Origin of the sequence: Lampropedia puyangensis (assembly GCF_004833285.1) — a bacterium.
GTDB lineage: Bacteria > Pseudomonadota > Gammaproteobacteria > Burkholderiales > Burkholderiaceae_C > Lampropedia > Lampropedia puyangensis.
Genome location: NZ_STFG01000029.1, coordinates 1 through 20,385, shown reverse-complemented (window position 1 = coordinate 20,385; position 20,385 = coordinate 1). Strand labels below are relative to the sequence as shown.

The 20,385-nt window shown below is 54.7% G+C and carries 16 protein-coding genes and 2 pseudogenes; 9 read left to right on the top strand and 9 right to left on the bottom strand.

The annotated features are described in order from the left end of the window. Positions 1–31: 31 nt before the first annotated feature. The 3 genes and pseudogenes from ftsA to lpxC all read left to right on the top strand — a co-directional run bounded on the left by ftsA (position 32) and on the right by lpxC (position 3,876). Positions 32–1,261 (top strand): cell division protein FtsA, encoded by a 1,230-nt coding sequence (gene ftsA, locus E9531_RS16065; protein WP_136574788.1) that lies wholly within the window; start codon positions 32–34, stop codon positions 1,259–1,261. A gap of 199 nt (positions 1,262–1,460) precedes the next feature. Further along, positions 1,461–2,696 carry a cell division protein FtsZ gene (ftsZ, locus tag E9531_RS16060; RefSeq protein WP_136574787.1) on the top strand — a complete coding sequence of 412 codons (1,236 nt, stop codon included), beginning with the start codon at positions 1,461–1,463 and terminating at the stop codon, positions 2,694–2,696. A 255-nt stretch (positions 2,697–2,951) separates the two neighbouring features. After that, a pseudogene (gene lpxC, locus E9531_RS16055) lies at positions 2,952–3,876 on the top strand (UDP-3-O-acyl-N-acetylglucosamine deacetylase). 56 nt (positions 3,877–3,932) lie between these two features. On the opposite strand, the gene E9531_RS16050 reads toward lpxC, so the two are convergent. The 8 genes from E9531_RS16050 to E9531_RS16015 all read right to left on the bottom strand — a co-directional run bounded on the left by E9531_RS16050 (position 3,933) and on the right by E9531_RS16015 (position 12,256). Next, entirely contained in the window at positions 3,933–5,306 is a 1,374-nt protein-coding gene (locus tag E9531_RS16050; RefSeq protein WP_136574786.1) for a UDP-glucose dehydrogenase family protein, read from the bottom strand. Between the two features lie 34 nt (positions 5,307–5,340). Then, entirely contained in the window at positions 5,341–5,952 is a 612-nt protein-coding gene (locus E9531_RS16045) for a phosphatase PAP2 family protein (protein ID WP_211343469.1), read from the bottom strand. Then, positions 5,924–7,186 (bottom strand): glycosyltransferase family 4 protein, encoded by a 1,263-nt coding sequence (locus E9531_RS16040; RefSeq protein WP_136574785.1) that lies wholly within the window; start codon positions 7,184–7,186, stop codon positions 5,924–5,926. The genes E9531_RS16045 and E9531_RS16040 overlap by 29 nt, the downstream gene beginning before the upstream one ends. Positions 7,187–7,287: 101 nt before the next feature. Next, positions 7,288–7,836: a crossover junction endodeoxyribonuclease RuvC gene (gene ruvC, locus E9531_RS16035; protein ID WP_136574784.1), complete on the bottom strand. Its 549-nt coding sequence runs from the start codon at positions 7,834–7,836 to the stop codon at positions 7,288–7,290. Between the two features lie 45 nt (positions 7,837–7,881). Beyond that, entirely contained in the window at positions 7,882–8,583 is a 702-nt protein-coding gene (gene mtgA / locus E9531_RS16030; protein WP_136574783.1) for a monofunctional biosynthetic peptidoglycan transglycosylase, read from the bottom strand. Positions 8,584–8,592: 9 nt separating this feature from the next. Continuing rightward, positions 8,593–9,501 carry a shikimate dehydrogenase gene (gene aroE / locus E9531_RS16025; RefSeq protein WP_136574782.1) on the bottom strand — a complete coding sequence of 303 codons (909 nt, stop codon included), beginning with the start codon at positions 9,499–9,501 and terminating at the stop codon, positions 8,593–8,595. A gap of 237 nt (positions 9,502–9,738) precedes the next feature. After that, positions 9,739–11,007: a saccharopine dehydrogenase family protein gene (locus E9531_RS16020; RefSeq protein ID WP_136574781.1), complete on the bottom strand. Its 1,269-nt coding sequence runs from the start codon at positions 11,005–11,007 to the stop codon at positions 9,739–9,741. A gap of 190 nt (positions 11,008–11,197) precedes the next feature. Next, positions 11,198–12,256 carry a carboxynorspermidine decarboxylase gene (locus E9531_RS16015; protein ID WP_136574802.1) on the bottom strand — a complete coding sequence of 353 codons (1,059 nt, stop codon included), beginning with the start codon at positions 12,254–12,256 and terminating at the stop codon, positions 11,198–11,200. A gap of 509 nt (positions 12,257–12,765) precedes the next feature. Here E9531_RS16015 and E9531_RS16010 point away from each other — a divergent pair. Beyond that, positions 12,766–12,960, top strand: a complete 195-nt coding sequence (locus E9531_RS16010) for a hypothetical protein (protein ID WP_136574780.1) — start codon at positions 12,766–12,768, stop codon at positions 12,958–12,960. On the opposite strand, the gene E9531_RS16005 is transcribed toward E9531_RS16010, so the two are convergent. Continuing rightward, complete coding sequence (locus tag E9531_RS16005; RefSeq protein ID WP_136574779.1) at positions 12,931–13,860, bottom strand: LysR family transcriptional regulator; 930 nt, start codon at positions 13,858–13,860, stop codon at positions 12,931–12,933. The two genes, E9531_RS16010 and E9531_RS16005, sit on opposite strands and share 30 nt — an antisense overlap. A 220-nt stretch (positions 13,861–14,080) precedes the next feature. On the opposite strand from E9531_RS16005, the pseudogene E9531_RS16000 reads away from it, so the two are divergent. The 5 genes and pseudogenes from E9531_RS16000 to pcaF form a co-directional block, all read left to right on the top strand. Continuing rightward, a pseudogene (locus E9531_RS16000) lies at positions 14,081–15,391 on the top strand (3-hydroxyacyl-CoA dehydrogenase); the annotation flags it as partial. Next, positions 15,388–16,596, top strand: a complete 1,209-nt coding sequence (locus tag E9531_RS15995; protein WP_136574777.1) for a CaiB/BaiF CoA transferase family protein — start codon at positions 15,388–15,390, stop codon at positions 16,594–16,596. The pseudogene E9531_RS16000 and the gene E9531_RS15995, both read left to right, overlap by 4 nt. 56 nt (positions 16,597–16,652) lie before the next feature. Further along, on the top strand, positions 16,653–17,828 hold the full coding sequence (locus E9531_RS15990; RefSeq protein WP_136574776.1) for an acyl-CoA dehydrogenase family protein: 1,176 nt from the start codon (positions 16,653–16,655) through the stop codon (positions 17,826–17,828). A gap of 165 nt (positions 17,829–17,993) precedes the next feature. Beyond that, the gene (locus E9531_RS15985) at positions 17,994–18,941 is read left to right on the top strand and encodes a Bug family tripartite tricarboxylate transporter substrate binding protein (RefSeq protein WP_136574801.1); all 948 of its coding nucleotides are present in this window, start codon (positions 17,994–17,996) and stop codon (positions 18,939–18,941) included. A 98-nt stretch (positions 18,942–19,039) separates the two neighbouring features. Beyond that, on the top strand, positions 19,040–20,242 hold the full coding sequence (gene pcaF / locus E9531_RS15980) for a 3-oxoadipyl-CoA thiolase (RefSeq protein WP_136574775.1): 1,203 nt from the start codon (positions 19,040–19,042) through the stop codon (positions 20,240–20,242). Positions 20,243–20,385 lie beyond the last annotated feature (143 nt).

Below are 20,385 nucleotides of genomic sequence, written 5' to 3'. Positions count from 1 at the left end.
CAAGGTTGCAACTGGATGAATAGAGACGCAAATGGCTAAAGAATTCAGAGACGTCATTGTGGGTTTGGACATTGGCACCGCCAAAGTGATGGCTGTGGTGGCAGAGGTTCAGGCCGATGGTCAGCTCAAGCTGGCAGGCTTTGGCGTGGCCCCAAGCAATGGCTTGAAACGCGGGGTTGTCGTCAATATCGAGGCGACAGTGCAAAGCATTGAGCAGGCACTGCGTGAAGCTGAATTGATGGCCGATTGCAAAATTTCTCGGGTTTATACCGGCATCACTGGTAGCCATATTCGTGGTTTCAACTCCAGTGGTATGGTTGCCATTAAGGACAAGGAAGTCACGCAAACCGATGTCAGCCGGGTGCTGGACACTGCCAAAGCCATCAACATTCCCTCGGACCAACGCTTGCTGTTAGTGGCCTCGCAAGAGTTCGTCATCGATGGGCAAGAAGTTAAAGAGCCCATTGGCATGAGTGGCATTCGGCTGGAAGCAAAGGTGCATATCGTCACCGGTGCGCAAAGTGCGGCCGAGAACATCATCAAGTGCGTGCGTCGCTGTGGTCTGGAAGTGGAGCAGTTGCTGCTCAATCCGCTTGCGTCGAGTCAATCTGTACTGACCGACGATGAGCGTGAGTTAGGCGTGGTACTGGTCGATATAGGCGCAGGCACCACCGATATTTCCATCTTCTCCGGTGGCGCCATTCGCCACACGGCCGTCATTCCGATTGCTGGTGACTTGATTACTAGCGATATCGCGATGGCATTGCGTACCCCTACTAAAGATGCTGAAGACATCAAGGTTGAGAACGGTTGTGCCAAAGCCATGCTGGCTGATCCTGATGCACAAGTTGAAGTGCCGGGTCTGGGTGACCGTGGCCCACGCTTGATTAACAAACAAGCCTTGGCGGGTGTGATTGAGCCGCGCGTTGAGGAAATTTTCTCGCTGGTGCAACAAGTCATTCGCGAGTCTGGCTATGAAGAAATTCTCTCTTCTGGTGTTGTGCTTACCGGCGGCTCTTGTGTGATGCCTGGCATGGTGGAATTGGGTGAAGATATCTTCCTCAAGCCGGTGCGCCGCGGCGTGCCGCACTACACCGGCCAACTCGCAGACATGATTGCACAACCCCATGCCGCAACGGTCATGGGCTTGCTTGAAGACGCCCGTAATGAGCGCGCCCGAGGCTACAAAGTCGCTACCAAAAATGGCCCCGTGAAAAATATTTTTTCGCGGATTCGTGACTTCATCGTGGGGAACTTCTAAGCATGAATCGTCGAATCCGTATCAAAAGCATTTCCTGGTATTTCCACACCAGGGTTCGCCGATGTTGGCGCTTGGTGCAAGCCCTTGAGCCTCCTCTAGGATTTTTTGCCCCAGTTTTTCAGCATCGAAGTCAACCCAAACGTATTTCAAGAGTTTTTTTAGTTTTAACCCAATCCCCCCAACCGCAAGGAGCAATCGTATGAGCATCGAAATGATCGACAATGAATCTTTTTCCCAGGGCACAAGCATCAAAGTATTGGGCGTGGGCGGTGGCGGTAACAACGCTGTGCAGCACATGATCGAGAAGAATGTGCAAGGCGTGGAATTCATTTGCGCCAACACCGATGCTCAAGCGCTGTCACGCAACTCAGCCGAGCGCATCATTCAACTTGGTGCGAACGGTCTGGGGGCTGGCAGCAAGCCAGAGCAAGGGCGTGAAGCTGCGGTGTTGGCGGAGAATGAAATTCGCAAAGCCATTGAGGGGGCCAACATGCTCTTCATCACAGCGGGTATGGGGGGCGGTACAGGCACTGGGGCTGCTCCAGTAATTGCTCGCGTGGCCAAAGAAATGGGGATTTTGACGGTTGGTGTAGTGACTAAGCCTTTTGACTGGGAAGGTCCTCGCCGCATGAAAAATGCCGATGTTGGCCTTGACGAGCTCGAACGCAATGTGGACTCACTGATCGTTGTACTCAACGAAAAGCTGTTGACCGTGTATGGCGACGATATCACCCAAGATGAAGCATTTGGTTACGCCAATGATGTGTTGCGTAACGCTGTGGGCGGAATCGCTGAAATCATCAACGAACATGGCCATGTGAACGTCGACTTTGCAGACGTGAAGACCGTGATGAGCGAGCCTGGTAAGGCCATGATGGGGACTGCCAGCGCTTCTGGCCCTGACCGTGCACGCATTGCTGCAGAGCAAGCCATCGCATGCCCATTGCTCGAAGGCATTGACCTTTCTGGTGCAAAAGGCATCTTGGTGTTGGTGACTGCTGCGCGTGGCAGCCTCAAACTCTCCGAGTCGCGTTTGGCCATGAGCACAATCAACGCCTACGCTTCAGAAGAAGCGCATGTAATCTACGGCGCAGCCTACGATGACAGCTTGGGAGATGAACTGCGTGTGACCGTTGTAGCCACCGGCTTGGTGAACCACCAACAGCGTCGCCAGAACCTGACCATGGTGCAAAGCACATTGCGTACAGGCACTGACAACTTGCCACTGCAAGGCGCTGCCAATCGTGTCTCCGGCCTCAATAGTGGCAGCAGTGCTTTGTTGGGCCGCAGCAGTCCAAGCTATGACAGCTTGGCTGTTCCTCCAGTTTGGCGTACCCCTCGTGACAGCAGCGCTGCTGCCCGTGTGGATGCCATGTCTTCTGGTGGAATGGACGATGTGGAAATCCCAGCTTTCCTGCGCAAGCAAGCCGACTAAACCTTGGCTATTGGCAAAGCAAAAGGGCCTGAGGGCCCTTTTTTCATGCCTGCTCAACCTAGGCTTCTGGGATGCATGAGAATTTGAAGAAGGTTGAAGGGTCAACCCATATCCTAGCGGTGCGTTGAAGATGTAGTCCACTGCTGGGCTAGATCACTGGCGCTGAAGGGGTTTCGTGGCAGGTTATTGCCCAGCTTGATTGGAGGTTTACGCAGGCTTTGCACCGATAGGACGCAGGCCCGATAAAATGACAACATGTTAGTTCAAAGAACCATCAAACAACGCACGCGCGCAGTAGGGGTCGGCGTGCACAGTGGCAGGCGCGTGGAGCTGACCCTGCGCCCAGCGCCAGTGAACACGGGTATTGTGTTTACACGTGTGGATTTGCCACAGCCAGAGCCCGTTCAGGTCAACGCAGAGGCTGTCTTTGATACGCGCATGGCCACTACGATTGGTCGAGAGGGCGCGCGCATCAGCACCATTGAGCACATCATGTCTGCATGTGCAGGGCTGGGTATAGATAACCTGTACATCGATTTAACAGCCGAGGAGGTGCCTATTCTGGATGGTTCCTCTGCTGCTTTTGTGTATTTGCTGCGCGAAGCGGGTATTGCGTTGCAAGCAGCGCCCAAGCAGTTTGTGCGCGTGATCAAACCTGTCGAAGTACGCACAGAAGGTGTCGGTGATGTGAAGTGGGCACGTTTTGAGCCTTTTGATGGTTTCAAGCTGAGTTTCCAAATTGACTTTAGCCATCCGGCTGTTGACTCGACCGGTCAGGTAGTGGAGTTTGACATGGGGCAAGGCCATTATGTCAAGGACATTGCGCGCGCGCACCTTCGGCTTCACCCGCGATGTGGAGGTGCTGCGCTCGAATGGGTTGGCATTGGGTGGCGGTTACGACAACGCCATAGTGATGGACGACTACAAGGTGCTGAACCAAGAAGGCTTGCGCTACGACGACGAGTTCGTGCGGCACAAAATTCTCGATGCGATTGGCGATTTGTATGCTTTGGGGAAACCCCTGTTGGCGGCATATTCTGCGTATCGTTCTGGCCACGCCATGAATAACCAGTTGCTACGCGCTTTGCTGGCACAAGAGGATGCGTGGGAGATCGTCAGCTTTGACGATGAGAAAAAAGCACCGCGCGGGTTTACTGCGGAACAAGCACTGGCTTGGTAGCGGTAACGTGCACCTGGCAATGCTACGAAAGAGGCCTTTGAGGCCTCTTTCATTTTTCAGGCTGCGCGTGAGAGTGCTGCATAGCCTGTGCTCTGCATACCGCGACCAATGCCCACATGGGTAAAACCATTTTCGCGCATGGTTTGTGGGTCGTAGATGTTGCGTCCATCAATAACCAGAGGTGTTTGCAGCAGTGTGGCAATGCGCTTCCAGTCGGGTTGGCGAAAGGGCTTCCATTCTGTAGCCACCACCAAGGCTTGCGCGCCCTCAAGAGCTTGGTATGGATCGCTCGCATACAGGGTCAGTTGTGCACTGTCGATCCATTGCGTTGGTACAGTGTGCGCCACGTTGTCGCAGGCCACTGGGTCATAGGCGTGCACCTGTGCTCCAGCTTGTATGAGTGATTCGAGCAATTGCAGCGCAGGTGCTTCGCGAATGTCGTCGGTGCCCGGCTTGAAGGCTAAGCCCCATAGTGCAATACGCCGCCCCTCCAACGTGCCCAGGTGTTGCTTGAGTTTGACGAATAAGCCCGCTTTTTGAATGGTGTTGCGTTCCTCTACGGCCTGCAGAATATGGCTGGGCAAGCCATGACGCTGTGCTGTGTGGATTAGAGCACGAACGTCTTTCGGAAAGCAGGAGCCGCCGTAGCCACAGCCAGCGTAAAGAAAGTCATAGCCGATGCGGCTGTCAGAACCAATGCCTAATCGAACGGATTCGATATCAACACCAAGACTCTCGCTCAGGCAAGCCATCTCGTTCATGAATGAAATGCGCGTGGCCAGCATGGCATTGGCGGCATATTTGCTCATTTCTGCTTCGCGGCGGCCCATGACCAGCAGACGTGGATTTTTGCGTAAAAAAGGTGCGTACAGTGTTTGCAGTACTTGTGTGCTGCGGGTGTCGGCGGTGCCGATGATGATCCGATCCGGACGCATAAAGTCTTCAATGGCACAGCCTTCGCGTAAAAATTCAGGGTTGCTGGCAACGGACACCGTAAAACTGACCTGTCTTTGCTGCAGTTGTTCGCCAATGGCCCGTTCAACACGTTCAGCTGTTCCTACAGGGACCGTCGATTTATTCACCACTACGCAGGCCGCAGGCAGATAACGGCCCAGGTCTTCTGCAACCATAAATACTTGTCGTGTATCTGCCGCACCATCGGCAGAGGATGGGGTGCCGACGGCGATGAAGCATACGTCGACGTTGGCAAGCGCGGGTCTCAGTTCAGTGGTGAAATGCAACCTGCTTTGCTGATGGTTATTGCGCACCATGGCGTCCAGTCCCGGTTCATGAATGGGAATGTGCCCTTGGCGCAATTGCGCAATGCGTTCTGCGTTGGTATCGACGCAAATTACATGGTGTCCCATTTCGGCAAAGCAGCTGGCACTGACCAAGCCAACATATCCAGTTCCAATCACAACTATGCGCATGGCGACTCCTTTTGATGGATGGTTCTCAATGGCTTCATGCCGCCCAAAGCAAAATGGTCGCGGCCAAGGTGGCGCCAATTGAGGCGCCTGCTAATACGTCACTGGGGTAATGCAAGCCCAGCACGACGCGTGACAGTGCAATCAACGCAGTAAACGGCACCAGAATCCAGGCAAGCAAAGGGAAGAACGCTACAGCAACCGTGGTGAATGCGACAGCATGCAAGGTATGCCCGGAAGGAAAGCTGAATTCATCGAGGGCAGCAGTCAAGGCAATGATGTGCCCATCACGTGCATAAGGGCGTGGGCGACTGGTGGTTTTTTTCAACCATTTATAGAGCACCAGCCCTGCCATGCCAGCGATGCTCATCAGTGTGCTGGCCTGCATGGCCTGAGGGCTGCCACTGATGGCGATGCAGGCGATTAAAAAGTACCAGGCTATGCCATTGCCAAGGCGACTGACAAGCCGCATCAGCCGCAGGAAATAGGGGTGTTTGAGTTTGCGTTGTGCGGCTGCGCACAACAGCAACTCCTTGCGGGAAAAGCTGTTTGCCGTGCCTGCCGCGGTCCAGGGCAAAGCGGGCTCTAGCTGAGGGGGCTCACCTATGTGAGGGGGAGTTTCATGGAACGTTTTGAGTGGAGTGTGCATGGGGGCTTCCTTGCGTTCGATGATCCACGATGGAGGCTAGGTCAATTGCATCGTGGTAGTTGGCAATAAGGTCTTGCAGCACACTTTTCCAGCTACGCCCAGTTTCGGCGGCTTGACGCGCCATTTGGCGAAGGTGTGCCGGTTGGCTTGCCGCCTGCACGGTGGCCTGAATAAAGGCCTGTTGGTCGCCAAAAGGAACCAGAACACCATTGACATCGTGGTGGATCAACTCCCGAGCGGCTGCATAGTCAAACCCCACCACAGGTACGCCACTGGCCAGGGCCTCCTGCACTACATTGCCAAAGGTTTCGCTCATGCTGGCAAAGACAAACAAATCTGCAGAAGCGTAATGGGCGCCTAAGTCATGGCTGCTGACTGGCCCGGTGAGAATCACGTCAGGATATTGGCTCGCCAAACGCTGGTATTCCGGGCCTCCCCCCACCAGCACCAGTTTGCTGTATGGCTTGTCTTGGCGCACCGCTTGCCAGGCACGAACCACCCAATCGAGCTGTTTTTCTGCAGCAAGACGTCCAACACACAGCAGTACCAGATCGTCCTTGCCAACGCCCCATTGCGTGCGCAGGGCTGTACTGCGATGTTGGGGATGGAACAGGCTGCGGTCCACGCCGCGTGACATCACCCGCACTTCTTTCATGCCTTGCTGCATCAAACTTTGCGCCAATTCTTGAGTGGGCGCCAGATTGATATGGCAGCGGTTATGAAAGCGCACCAAGTAATTGGTGACGGTTTGGCGCAGAAAACCAAATCGGTAGTGTTCGGTGTAGCGGTCAAAGTGCGTGTGGTAGCCGCCTACGATGGGCAGGCCAAGTCGCTGGGCCGTTTTGACTGCAGAGTAACCTAGCGGCCCTTCGGTGAGGACATGCACCACATCTGGTGTTTGGTGGCGCCATGCTCGTTCGAGGGCATTACCTGCAGGAAGGCCAAAGCGTATACCGTTGTAGCCAGGCACGCCAACGCCATGCACCAGCGTTGTTGGCAAATCGGCAAAACTGGCCAAGTGGGCGCGGTCTTCTTCGGGCTGGCGCGGCCGGACGATATGCACCTTGTGTCCTGCGGCCAGCAAACCATTGACTACACGACCCGCAGTCATGGCGACACCATTGACCTCGGGCGGAAAGGTTTCAGTGACCAGACAAATGCGCAAGCTCTGGTGTTGACCGCGCAGGTCAGGGGCACTGGAGGCAGAGGTGTTAGGCGCTGGTGCTTGGTTCATGACACACCAATGTAGGCATGCCTGATGAATAATTCATGACAGATGCATGAATGCGAGATGACGAACTGTAAGCGTGTTGCTGCGGCTTTTGAATAGGATGTTTAGTAGCTGCGACCAGCTTTGTACATGGCGTGCTGGCGCCTTTGCAATGTGGTGTTTTTCTCTAATGCGTCACGCGTGCGTTGGGCGTGGGCATGGGTGATGGCCAGGCCCAGCGCGTCAGCGGCATCGGTGCCGGGCAAGCCCGGTAGCTGCAGTAGGCGCTTGGTCATTTCCTGGATTTGTGACTTGGCCGCACGGCCATGGCCAGTCATCGCTTTTTTCATTTGCAATGCCGTGTATTCGGCCACCGGCAGGTTGTTGGAGACCAAGGCAGCCAAGCAGGCGCCACGGGCTTGGCCTAACATCAATGTGGATTGTGGGTTGACGTTGACGAAAACGATTTCAACGCAAGCCTCATCCGGTTGGTATTGCCGGGTAATTTCACCAATGCCATCGAACAATACTTTGAGCCTGCCAGGCAGATCTCCGCGCTCTAATGCGGTGGTTTTGATGGTGCCACTGGCCACATACTGCAGGCGCTGGCCTTGCACGTCGATCACGCCAAACCCCGTTGTTTGTAAGCCAGGATCAATGCCAAGTATGCGCATGGGGTGAATCAATAAAAGAGGTATTCAAAAATGAGCGGTATGCGCTTACGGCAAGTCGACTGAACCCATGCGGCGGGTGATGATGCTGGTGCGTTGGTTCATATAACTGCTGTAAGGATTGGTGCCAAGGTTGCGGGGCTGTGGCAGCATGACTGCCAAACGTGCCGCTTGTGCAATGCTCAGGCGTGCTGCGTTGGTATTGAAGTAGTGCTGCGCCGCAGCTTCAATACCGTAAATACCATCACCCCATTCCACTTGGTTGAGATACAGGCCCAGAATACGCTCTTTGCTCAGAGCGGCTTCCAGCATCCACGCAAGAACCAATTCCTGTCCTTTACGCAACATGCTGCGTTCGCTGGAGAGGAATAGATTTTTTGCTAATTGCTGGGTAATAGTTGAGCCGCCAAGAATGCGCTCGCTCTGTGCGTTGCGTTCCCATGCACGTTCAATGGCCGACCAGTCCACCCCTTGGTGACTGAAAAACAAATTATCCTCAGAGGCCACTACCGCTTGGCGGACTGTATCTGCAATGCGGTCACTTGGTACTGGCGTGTGTCGCCATGTGATGGCCCGCGCCTCACGCAGGTTTTCCCAAATGGCTGTGCGCTGGAACGTGGTCGATAGTGGTTGCCAAAGAGCGAGCGATGCAATGGTGATGCCAAAGTACAGTTGCAGGCTGAGCCCCGCGATCGCCAGTAGCACGCACCACCGGCCAAGACCATGAAGAAAACGTTGCAAGTTGGGCATGGCGCAGGTTTACGCGTGTGAAGCGCGTTGGTAATCAACCTCGTGCCGCAAGGATTGCAAAACCGAAGCGCTTGGAGGGCGAATGCCGCGCCATATTGCAAAGGCTTCTGCGGCCTGTTCCACCAGCATGCCTAAGCCATCGCGCAAATGTGCATGGGGGCAGTGGCTGCTTGCCCAGTTGAGAAATGGTTGTGCGGCAGGGCCATACATCATGTCGTAGACCAGTGCATGTTTGCTCAGAATGCGTGCAGGCTGCGTAATCGGCAGTGTTGCCCCTTGCAGGCTACTTGCCGTTGCATTGATCAGTACATTGATGGACGGCAAGGCTGCAGTGTCTATCTCATCCAAGGCCAAGGCCATTAATTGCACTCCATACTGCTGCGCAATGCTGGTGTGCTGCTCAATCAACGCTTGTGCCTTAGCTGCCGTTCTGTTGGCAACGGCAATCAAGGCCGGTTGCTGTTCAATCAGTGGTGCTAAAGCGCCTGCAGCAGCGCCACCTGCGCCAAGCAGCAGAACATCGGCATTCGCAAGAGGGGTTTGAGCATTGACAGTGATGTCACGTACCAAACCCAATCCATCGGTGTTGTACGCATGGAACTCGCCTTCGGGCGTAAAGACCAACGTATTGGCTGCTTGGGCTAGTGACACTCTGGGATCAGCCCATGTAGCGAGCTGTGCAGCTTCTAATTTGAAGGGAACTGTGACATTGGCACCTTGTATGCCTTGTGCACGCAATTGTTGCAGCGTCGTCGCAAACGCATCAACGGGACTTAGGCAGAGCCCATAGTCCAGTCTTTGTCCTGTCAAGGTTGCAAATTGCTGGTGAATGGCGGGAGAGCGGCTATGGGCGATAGGGTTACCAATCACGACATAGCGGTCTGGTGAGGCGAGTGAGTGATCAGACTGGACGGACATGGAGGGTGTTAAGCAGAAAAAAGCGAAGGCTTGTGATGTTGCTTTGACACAAGCGTCATGCATTAGGTGATCGCAATACAGAGGAAAAGTAAGTGCAAGAATGTCAGATTCTCGCATGGCATTGTTGATCATGCCTTATCCAATGAACTTGATGCCGAGCCGCTTTCATGGACGGTCTCGGCAACTGCGATGTGCTGCTGATGCTCCTGCGCATAGAGCGGTTGTGAGCAGCTTTTTTTATGCTTCGCTGGTTTCTTCCAGATCAAAGCTGATAAGGCTGTCTTCTTGCCCGGCTTCGCGCAGGTGGGTGGGCAGGCCCATGCGGTTCATCAGGTTGATGAAGGGCTGGTAGGGCAGTTCCTCCACGTTGGCCATTTTCTTTACATCCCACTGGCCTTGGGCGATGAGGATGGCAGCGGCCACGGCGGGCACGCCTGCGGTGTAGGAGATGCCTTGGCTGCCTACTTCGGCAAAGGCTTCGACGTGGTCGGCGACGTTGTAGACGAAGACTTCGCGCGGCTGGCCGTCTTTCGTGCCTTTAACGAGGTTGCCAATGCAGGTTTTGCCGATGTAGCCGGGCGCGAGCGATGCAGGGTCTGGCAACACGGCTTTGACCAATTGCAGCGGCACGACTTGTTGGCCGTTGTCGAGCGTGACCGGTTTTTCAGACAGCAGACCGATGTTGCGCAGCACGTTGAACACGTTGATGTAGTGCTCGCCAAAGCCCATCCAAAAGCGGATGTTGGGCACGTTCAGGTTTTGCGAGAGCGAGTGCAGCTCGTCGTGGCCGGTGAGGTACGCGGTTTGCTGGCCTACCACGGGCAGGTCATCGGTGCGCTTGACCTCGAACATTTTGTTCGATTGCCAACAGCCGTTTTGCCACGACCAAACTTGGCCCGTGAACTCGCGGAAGTTGATCTCTGGGTTGAAGTTGGTGGCGAAGTATTTGCCGTGGCTGCCTGCGTTGATGTCGATGATGTCGATCGAATCGACGCTGTCGAAATACTCATTGACGGCCAGCGCGGCATAGGCGTTGACCACACCGGGGTCAAAACCGCAGCCCAAGATAGCGGTGATGCCTTTTTCCGCACAGATGGCTTTGCGCTTCCACTCGTGGTTGGCGTACCAAGGTGGGGTTTCGCAAATTTTGTCGGCATCTTCGTGGATGGCGGTGTCTAAGTAAGCGGCACCAGTTTCGATGCAGGCTTGCAGCACGCTCATATTGACGAAGGCATGGCCAAGGTTGATGACGATTTGGCTGCCCGTTTGCTCGATCAAGCGTTTGACCGCAGCGGTATCCATCGCATCCAATTGATGGGCTTTGAGTACGCCTTTTGGATTTTGCAGTGCGCCTTTTTCATGCACGCTGTCGATCACCGCCAAGCATTTTTTGATGCTGCGCGAGGCGATGTGAATATCACCCAGCAAACGGTTGTGTTGCGCGCATTTATGTGCCGCTACCTGCCCAACTCCACCAGCGCCGATAATCAAAACGTTCTTCTTCATTTCGCACAAATCCCCCTATGACATTCACCGCGACATTGCGGCAGTTGATGTGAGTGTTGGGCAAAGGCCAAGGCATGCCGCCGATCGGACTGAACTTGTCGAAGTCGCTGTGCAGCAGTGCTGCCCCTTCGACGGGCTCAGGGTGAACGGCAGGCTTGCCAAAGTCATGAACCCAAATCCCACTTCGCTTTTACGAAAGACTGTTGACGTAGTCGTCAAACCCAAACGATTGCACCAGCTCTTCGGTGCCATCCAAGCGGGCCACCACGATGGAAGGCATGCCCACACCGTTGAACCAGTTTTTCTTCACCATGGTGTAGCCCGCTGCATCTTGAATGCTGATGCGATCACCCACTTGCAGGGGCGCCTCAAAGCGGAATTCACCAAAAATATCGCCTGCTAAACAGGTTTTGCCGCACACCAGATACGCATGCTCACCCGTGTTGGGCTCGATGCGTGCGGGCAAGTTGTAGATCAGCAAATCGAGCATGTGCGCTTCGGTCGAGCTGTCCACAATCGCCAGTTGCTTGCCGTTGACGTTGATGTCGAGCACGCTCACCTCCAGCGTGGCGCTGTTGGTGATGGAGGCTTCGCCGGGCTCCAAATACACTTGCACTTGGTATTGGTCTGCAAAGGCGCGCAGACGCGCCGCCAGTTGCTCCAGCGGGTAGCCTTCATCACAAAAGTGAATGCCGCCGCCTAAGCTGACCCAGGCAATTCCTTCGCTTTGCAACAAGTGGCCAAAACGCGCCTCGATCTGACCGAGCATGTGGTCAAAGCTTTCAAAGCTGCGGTTCTCGCAATTGTTGTGGAACATGAAACCCGAAAGCTGGTCGATGACAGCAGCGATTTTGTCTGGGTCGGCCTCGCCCAAGCGGCTGTGTGGGCGTGCAGGGTCAGCCAGTAAATAGGGCGAGTTGCTGGTGCCCGGGTTGACGCGCAGGCCTACTGGTTTGTGGGTCGCATGCGCTGCTGTGCCAAAACGTGCCAACTGGCCTAACGAATTGAAGATGACCTTGTCGCTGTTGGCCAGCACTTCGTCGATTTCGTGTGCGGCAAACGCTACCGAGTAAGCGTGCGTTTCGCCGCCAAATTTTTGAAAGCCGAGTTTGACTTCGTGCAGCGATGAAGAGGTGCTGCCATCCATGTATTGGCACATCAACGGAAAGACGGACCAAGTGGAAAAACATTTGAGTGCCAGCAAGGCTTTGGCCCCTGAGAGCTCACGCAGGCGTGCGATGCGCTGCATGTTGATGAGCAGCTTGGACTCATCAATGCGGTAGTAAGGCGTTTGGAATACGGTAGCCGTGGTGGACAAATCAAAACTCCAGAAGTAATAGGTATCGTGCAGCTGCGCAATGGGCGTGCCTGAAAGAATGCCGCGGCAATAAAACTTGATGCGCTGCTGAGTGCGAGCAAGCTTCTCCTGTGTTGCGCGTGGATAAAAAAAGGCCAATATCGCCTTTGTTGCCTCCAGCAAAGAAGCGCTGATGACGCCCTTGCAATACAGAAACAGTGGTGTGCTTGCTGATGAAGTCAGCGTGCGGGTGTTATGCCTACTTGGGGCGGTGGCGCGCAACCGATGAGGCGCCTTCCAATGTAGGGGCCAAGAGTGGGTTACCAGATGATTAACGCGCGAAATGCACGATACACGCGAATGGCATGGCTGGTGAGCGTGTGGCAATGCTCCCAGCGGTAAATTGCTGTCAAGGCAAAAGTCATGGTGATGCGCCAACCTCGATGTCGAGAGTAAGGGTTGTGACCAACCAGATTGCGGGCGAATGGTGTGCAGCAGGCCAAGCCCACCAGCATGCGCCATGCGCTACGCCTGATTTTTGGATTGAACCGGTGATTGTAACGGTGATTGCAGCTTTGCAAAGCACCTTGGGCAATGCGCTTGTACTGGCAGACATCTCGCGATGTTTATGGCGCAAGCAGTGGGTTGTGGATTGAAGGTGTCAATTGGGCTTGGTTTTTGGCGAGTAAAAAGTCAATGCAGGTTCGGATGGCACGGGTTTGATGGCGTCCGGGCATGTACAGCATAAACATTCGCGTACCAAAAATGCTGAGCCGATACGATGGCAGCATGGCAAGAACTTGCCCGCTGAGCAACTCTGCTTGCACGACGTAATCGGGCACGATGCCAATACCAAGGTGCGCCAGAATGGCTTCGCGCAGGAATGGGAAGTGCTCTGACACCAAGCTTGGATTCAAGGGGGCATCGTCAAAACTGCCGTCTTCACGGTAAGCCCGCAGTCGGATTTTTTCGCCAACAACGGCTGAAGTGATAACCGGCAGTGTGGATAAGGCTTGCGGGGTTTGGGGTGTGCCGTGCTGCGCAAGCCACGTTTGGGTGGCGCAAGCGATGTAGCGCACTGTGCCCATGTCGCGCGCTACCAGTTGCCCTGGGGGCTCGGGCATGATGCGGATGGCGACGTCGATTTCGTCACGCACCAGGTTGTCAACACGGTTTTCAAACACTACATCGAGCACGATGTCTGGGTATCGTTGCTTGAATTCCAGCAACCATGGGGCCATGACCATCTGACCGTAGCCACTGGGCACAGACAATCCCACGCGCCCATGCAGGCCCTGCCCCAAACGCTCGACGCTCTCTTGTGCCTGTAGCAGTTCATTGCGTATCAGGATGCCATGTTCCAGTAGGCGTTTGCCCAGTTCGGTGGCTTCGACCTGTACCGTAGTTCTGCGTAGCAATTGCGAGCCGACTTGCTTTTCCAGTTGGGCCAATCGGTAGCTGACATTGGCACGTGTCATTTTCAGTTTGCGTGCAGCGCGGCTGAGGTTGCCTGCCTCAATGATTTCAACCAGTAAGACAAGAGAAGCGGGATCCATGGCGTGTGTTGGAAAAATCGGTGGGGTGTGAGGGCGCTGCCTTGGTACGGCTGGAGCCTATGGTGGTAAAGAATCTATATGTGTCAAATAAATTTTGACACCATGTCAATAATGTTTGGAATTGTCAAGCCTGATTTGCCTGCCTAGACTGTGTCCAACGCATGAAATACGCAAGGATAAGGAGACAGGCATGGCACATGATGTGCAGAGTTACGTCCAGTGGGCGCAACAACAAGCAGCTGCGCTTCCAGGGTTTGAGGCGGTTGAGCCGCGCGCTGTTGAGTACGTAGGAGTCATTGGTGGCGGCACCATGGGTGCGGGTATTGCCGTGGCCTTGCTGCAGGCAGGGCTGCAGGTGCATATGGTTGAGCGGGATGCGAGTGCAGCACAAAAAGGCTATGCCAATGTGGAGAAGGTGTTCTCTGGCATGGTCAGCAAGGGCAAGCTGAGTGAGCAAGGCAAGGCTGACACGTTAGCGCGCTTTGACAGTGGCTGCGAATATGCGGCACTGGGGGAGGTGGATCTTGTCATCGAGGCTGCGTTTGAAGACATGGCGGTCAAACAGTCGGTCTTTGAAGCCCTGGATACTGTGTGCAAGCCGGGGGCGGTATTGGCAACCAATACCTCATACCTGGACATTGATGTGATTGCAGGCTATACACAGCGGGCGCAGGATGTGATTGGGCTGCATTTTTTCTCGCCTGCGCACATCATGAAACTGCTGGAAGTCGTTGTACCAACGAAAGTGGCCCCCGAAGTTGTGGCGACGGCATTTGCATTGGCCAAACGCTTAGGCAAAGTACCTGTGCGAGCCGGGGTGTGCGATGGGTTCATTGGCAACCGCATGCTGGCGGTTTATCGGCAAGCGGCTGAATTCGCCATGGAAGACGGGGCAACGCCATACCAAATTGACGAGGCCTTGCGCGCATTTGGTTTTGCAATGGGCCCATTTCAGGTGGCGGATCTGGCCGGTGGCGATATTGGCTGGGCCACGCGCAAGCGCCGCGCTGCTACGCGAGACCCGCAGGCGCGTTATGTGCAGATTGCCGACCGCTTATGCGAGCGCGGATGGTTTGGTCAAAAAACGGGGCGTGGATATTATTTGTATGAAAACGGCTCAAGGAACGGAGCACACGATGAACAGGTATTGCAAATCATCGATGCGGAGCGCCTACGCGCAGGGGTAGTTCCACGCACGTTCACGAACGAAGAAATTGTGCGGCGCTATATGGTCGCCATGGTGAATGAGGGCGCTAATATCGTGCACGAAGGCGTGGCGCTGCGGCCTTTGGATGTGGATGTCACATTACTTTATGGATACGGCTTTCCGCGCGAAAAAGGCGGCCCCATGTTCTGGGCTGATGCGCAAGGTTTGCCTGAAGTGCTGGCTGATATAGAGCGGTATGCCAAAGAAGATGCCTTGTTTTGGAAGCCATCGCCCTTGTTGCGGCAACTCGTGGCGCAAGGCCAAAAATTTGAGAGTTTGAATGGCGCTTCAGCAGCCACTGCTGTGGCAAGGGCGGGCGCATGACACAGGCAGGCGCAGCAATGCCTTTAGCAGGTATTCGGGTGTTGGACTTATCCCGCGTTTTGGCTGGACCATTGTGCGCACAGACTCTGGGGGATTTGGGGGCCGAGGTCATCAAGGTAGAGCATCCAGGCCGCGGTGATGACACGCGCGACTGGGGACTGCGCGTGAACTCTACCCAAACGGCCTATTTCAACAGCGTTAACCGCAATAAGCGTTCAATCACGGTTGACTTACAGCATCCCGAAGGCCAGCAACTGGTGCGCGAGTTGGCCGCGCAGTGTGATGTGGTGGTGCAGAACTTCAAGTTCGGCGGAGCGCAGAAACTTGGCGTGGGCTATGAGGACATCAAAGCACTCAAGGATGACATCATTTACGTCTCTGTCTCGGGCTACGCTGCACAAGGGCAGGAGGCGGCGCGGCCTGGCTATGACTTGGTGGTCCAGGCCGAGGCCGGTTTGATGGCGATGAATGGCGAAGCGACGCAGCCGCCCTTGAAGTTTGGTGTGGCAGTTGTGGATTTGTTCACGGGCATGCATGCGGCCCAAGCTGTGCTTGCTGCTTTGTTTGATCGTGAACGAAGCGGCTGTGGCAGGCATGTGCAACTGGCCTTGTTTGACTGCGGTTTGATGCTGACTGCCTATTACGGCCTTGAGGCTTTGCAGATGGGCGAGGACCCTCCGCGTTATGGCAATTCGCACCCTTCAATCGTGCCGTATGGTGTGTTTGAGGCGGCTGATGGCCCGTTGGTGATCACGGTTGGCAACAACGCACAGTTTCAGCGCTTTGCGCGTGAGGTTATTGAGCGACCTGATATGGCGCAAGACCCTCGCTTTGCTACCAATGTGCTTCGCGGTCAGTATCGCAACGTATTGATTGCGCAAATTGAAGAGGCTTTGCGCACGTTCACCCGCGCGCAATTGTTGCCACGGCTGGCCTCCGCAGGTATTCCTTGCGGGGAAGTGCTGGGGTTGCTACAGGCTTTGCAATCGCCGCGTGCACAAGCCACTGGGATGGTGCAGGCTGTGCCGGCGCAAGAAGGGGCTACCAGCCATGTACTTGCAGCTCCTTTTGTATTGGATGGTCAGCGCACAGCAGTGCGGCAAGCCCCACCTTTTTTGGGGGAAGGAACGCGCGAAGTGCTGCAAACCCTTCTCCATCTCGATGATGCACGTTTGGCCCAATTGCAGGCGAATGGCGTGCTGTGATGGCGCTCAAAGCGCCATAGCCGATAACCGATTGAATTCACAATAAGGCAGCTGAAATGGCACTGGATCAAGATACTTTTGAATTGCTGTTAAGCGCTGTGCAGCGCTTTGTGCGCGAACGTTTAATGCCTGCGGAGAAGCGAGTTGAAGAACTCGATGATGTGCCTGAAGACCTCATCCAAGATATGAAAACGCTGGGTTTGTTTGGCCTGTCGATTCCCGAGGAATGGGGAGGCATTGGCTTGAATATGCAGCAGGAAGTGCAAGTTGCCTACGAGCTGGGATACACCTCATTGGCGTTTCGCTCAGTTTTTGGAACCAACGTGGGCATTGGTTCACAAGGCATTTTGATGGATGGAACGCAAGAGCAAAAGCAGCAGTATTTGCCCTTGGTGGCCAGTGGCGAGTTGGTGATGTCTTTTGCGTTGACTGAACCTGATGCAGGCTCCGACGCTGCGGCACTGAAGCTGCGTGCTGAGCGTGATGGCGATGTCTATGTGCTCAATGGCACCAAGCGTTTTATTACCAACGCGCCTCGCGCGGGCGCGTTCACTTTGATGGCGCGTACCGACGGCCCTGGCGCCAACGGTATCAGTGCGTTCATTGTGCCTGCGCACTTGCCGGGCCTATCTGTTGGCACGCCCGACAAAAAAATGGGGCAAAAGGGGACTAAAACGGCTGACGTCATTCTCGATAACGTGCGCGTGCCTGCTACCAATATTATTGGTGGGGTGCCAGGCAAAGGCTTTAAAACTGCGATGAAGGTGTTGGACCGAGGACGCCTGCACATCTCAGCTGTGGCGTGCGGGCAGGCTAAGCGGATTGTGGATGAATCGATTGCTTACGCCCGTGAGCGTAAGCAGTTTGGCCAGCGCATTGGCGATTTTCAATTGATTCAAGCCATGCTGGCAGACAGCCAGGCTGAATTATTGGCTGGCTGGGCGTTGGTACAGCAAACAGCCATTCGCTACGACCAGGGCAAAGAACGCATGGCTGGAGCAGGGCGCAGTGATCCAGAGGTGGCACTGCATGCTTCAGCAACCAAGCTGTTCACCACAGAGGCGTTGGGGCGAATTGCCGATCGTGGCGTGCAAATTCATGGAGGTTCAGGCTACATCAATGAGTTCGCGGTGGAGCGCCTCTACCGTGATGTGCGCCTGTTGCGTTTGTATGAGGGGACCAGTCAGATTCAACAAGTCATTATTGGTCGAGCGCTGGTGGGGGCTCCGTAGCGTCACATTCAATTCCTCAGAACTTCAAACGACAAGTTGAGCCCAGAAAATGGGCCGTAAACATAAGGGGCTAGGTAGGGATGCCCATCTATATCAATAAAAGGAGACAAAGCAGTGCATTCAAACTTTAAACACGGTGGCAGCATTAGGGGCAGTGGCATTCTGATGGCAGTGGCGCTGCTGTTGGTCGGGGGTGCAGCACAGGCACAAACAAACGCTTGGCCCAATAAGCCTATCCGACTGATTGTGCCGTACGCCCCTGGTGGGTTCACGGACCAAATGGCCAGGCTGGTGGCCCCAGGATTGCAAGTCCGATTGGGGCAACCCGTGGTGGTAGAAAACAAGCCGGGAGGCAATAGCTTGATTGGTGTGGCGGACATGGCCCGTTCTGCACCTGATGGCTATACCTTTGGAGTGGTGATTGCCGCGTACGCTGCCAATACCACTTTGTATGCCAAGCTGCCATACGACCCTAAGCAGGTTCGTGGTGTATCGCTGATGGGAATTTCTCCGCTTTTGGCCGGTGTGGCCAAAAGCTCCCCATACCAAAACATCAATGATGTGATCAAGGATGCGAAAGCGCATCCAGGCAAGATCAGCTTCGGCTCTTCAGGCAATGGCTCATCAGTGCATCTAACAACAGAACTGCTCGCATGGCGCACCAAAGTGGAGATGGTACATGTGCCATACCGTGGCGCGGCCCCTGCGCTGGCAGATTTGCTTGGGGGCCATATTCAGCTGTTTTTGGACGCGCCCGTGAATTTGATTGAGCAAAGTGGTCCACAGGGGCGGGTACGTCTGGTTGGCGTTGCTGGTGATGAGCGACTTCCTGCGGTACCAGACGTGCCTACTTTTGCTGAACAGGGGGTCGACGGGGTAACTGGTAGCACGTGGGCCGCTTTGATTGCGCCAGCAGGTGTTCCGGATGAAATTGTGCAAAAAGTCTCAAAGGCCACGGCAGAGATCATTCGCGAGGAGAAAACTGTAGAAACATTGCACCGCATGGGCACCTTTGCGAAAGGACTCACGCCGGAAGAAACGGATGCCTTTATTAAAACAGAAACTGATAAGTGGGCTGCGGTCATTCACCAGGCAGACATCCGACTGGATTGATGGAACTGGCAGGCCTGAGTGGCGGCATAGCCAATGGTGCAACATGAGTGAGAGCCGTGCGCTGTACCGCTGCTTAATGTATTCACACTGAGAATCTTATGAACCAAGCTTATATATGTGACGCCATCCGTACACCAATTGGCCGTTATGGCGGCGCACTGAGTAGTGTGCGCACAGACGATTTAGCGGCCATCCCTATCAAGGCGTTGATGGCGCGCAATGCTGGCGTGCAATGGGACGAAATAGACGACGTCATTTTTGGCTGCGCAAATCAAGCTGGCGAAGACAACCGCAATGTGGCTCGGATGGCCGCATTGTTGGCCGGTTTGCCTATTGATGTGCCTGGCGCAACGCTCAACCGGTTATGTGGCTCTGGTTTGGACGCAGTGGGCACTGCGGCGCGAGCGATCAAATCTGGTGAAGCGCAACTCATGATTGCTGGTGGTGTGGAAAGTATGAGTCGTGCACCCTTTGTGATGCCCAAAGCCCAGAGTGCATTCGACCGCAACAATGCCGTTTACGACACCACTATCGGTTGGCGTTTTGTCAATCGCTTGATGAAAGAGCAGTATGGCATCGACTCTATGCCAGAAACCGCAGAAAACGTTGCAATCGAATACGGGATAGAGCGCGCTGCGCAAGATCAAATGGCACTATCCAGCCAGCTGCGTGCCGTGGCTGCACAAGAGGCTGGGCACTTGGCTGCGGAAATTGTGCCTGTGCATATTCCGCAAAAAAAGGGTGAGACCATCGTGGTGAGTCAAGACGAGCACCCGCGCTCAACTAGTTTGAGCAAACTTGCAGCACTCAAGGGCATTGTGCGCGCGGATGGTTCGGTCACTGCAGGCAATGCCAGCGGGGTCAATGATGGTGCGTGCGCTTTACTCATTGCTGGCGAATCTGCAATAGATAAACACCAACTGCAGCCTAAAGCCCGTATTGTCGGAATGGCCGTCGCTGGAGTTGCTCCACGCATGATGGGTATCGGCCCCGTGCCTGCAGTACAGAAAGTGCTCAATCAGACAGGTTTAAATTTGGAGCAAATGGATGTCATAGAGCTTAACGAAGCATTTGCTGCTCAGGGATTAGCCGTCTTACGTACTTTAGGGCTGCAAGACAATGATCCACGTGTTAATGCGTGGGGCGGGGCCATCGCTTTAGGCCATCCATTGGGAGCAAGTGGCGCACGCTTGGCCACGACTGCAACCAATCGTCTACATCGTATGGGAGGGCGCTACGCCCTTTGCACAATGTGTATTGGGGTTGGGCAAGGAATTGCCTTGGTACTAGAAAAGGCTTGAAAACCAAAAGATTCGAAAATTTCCCCATCGATTTGATTTTTGTTGATTGGAATGGCTGTATAGTTGCGCCCTTCGCGAGTTCGGTGTTTTGTTCTTTATGGGGTGGGCGCTGGACGGTGATAGCAAGTTGGAAGATGATTTTG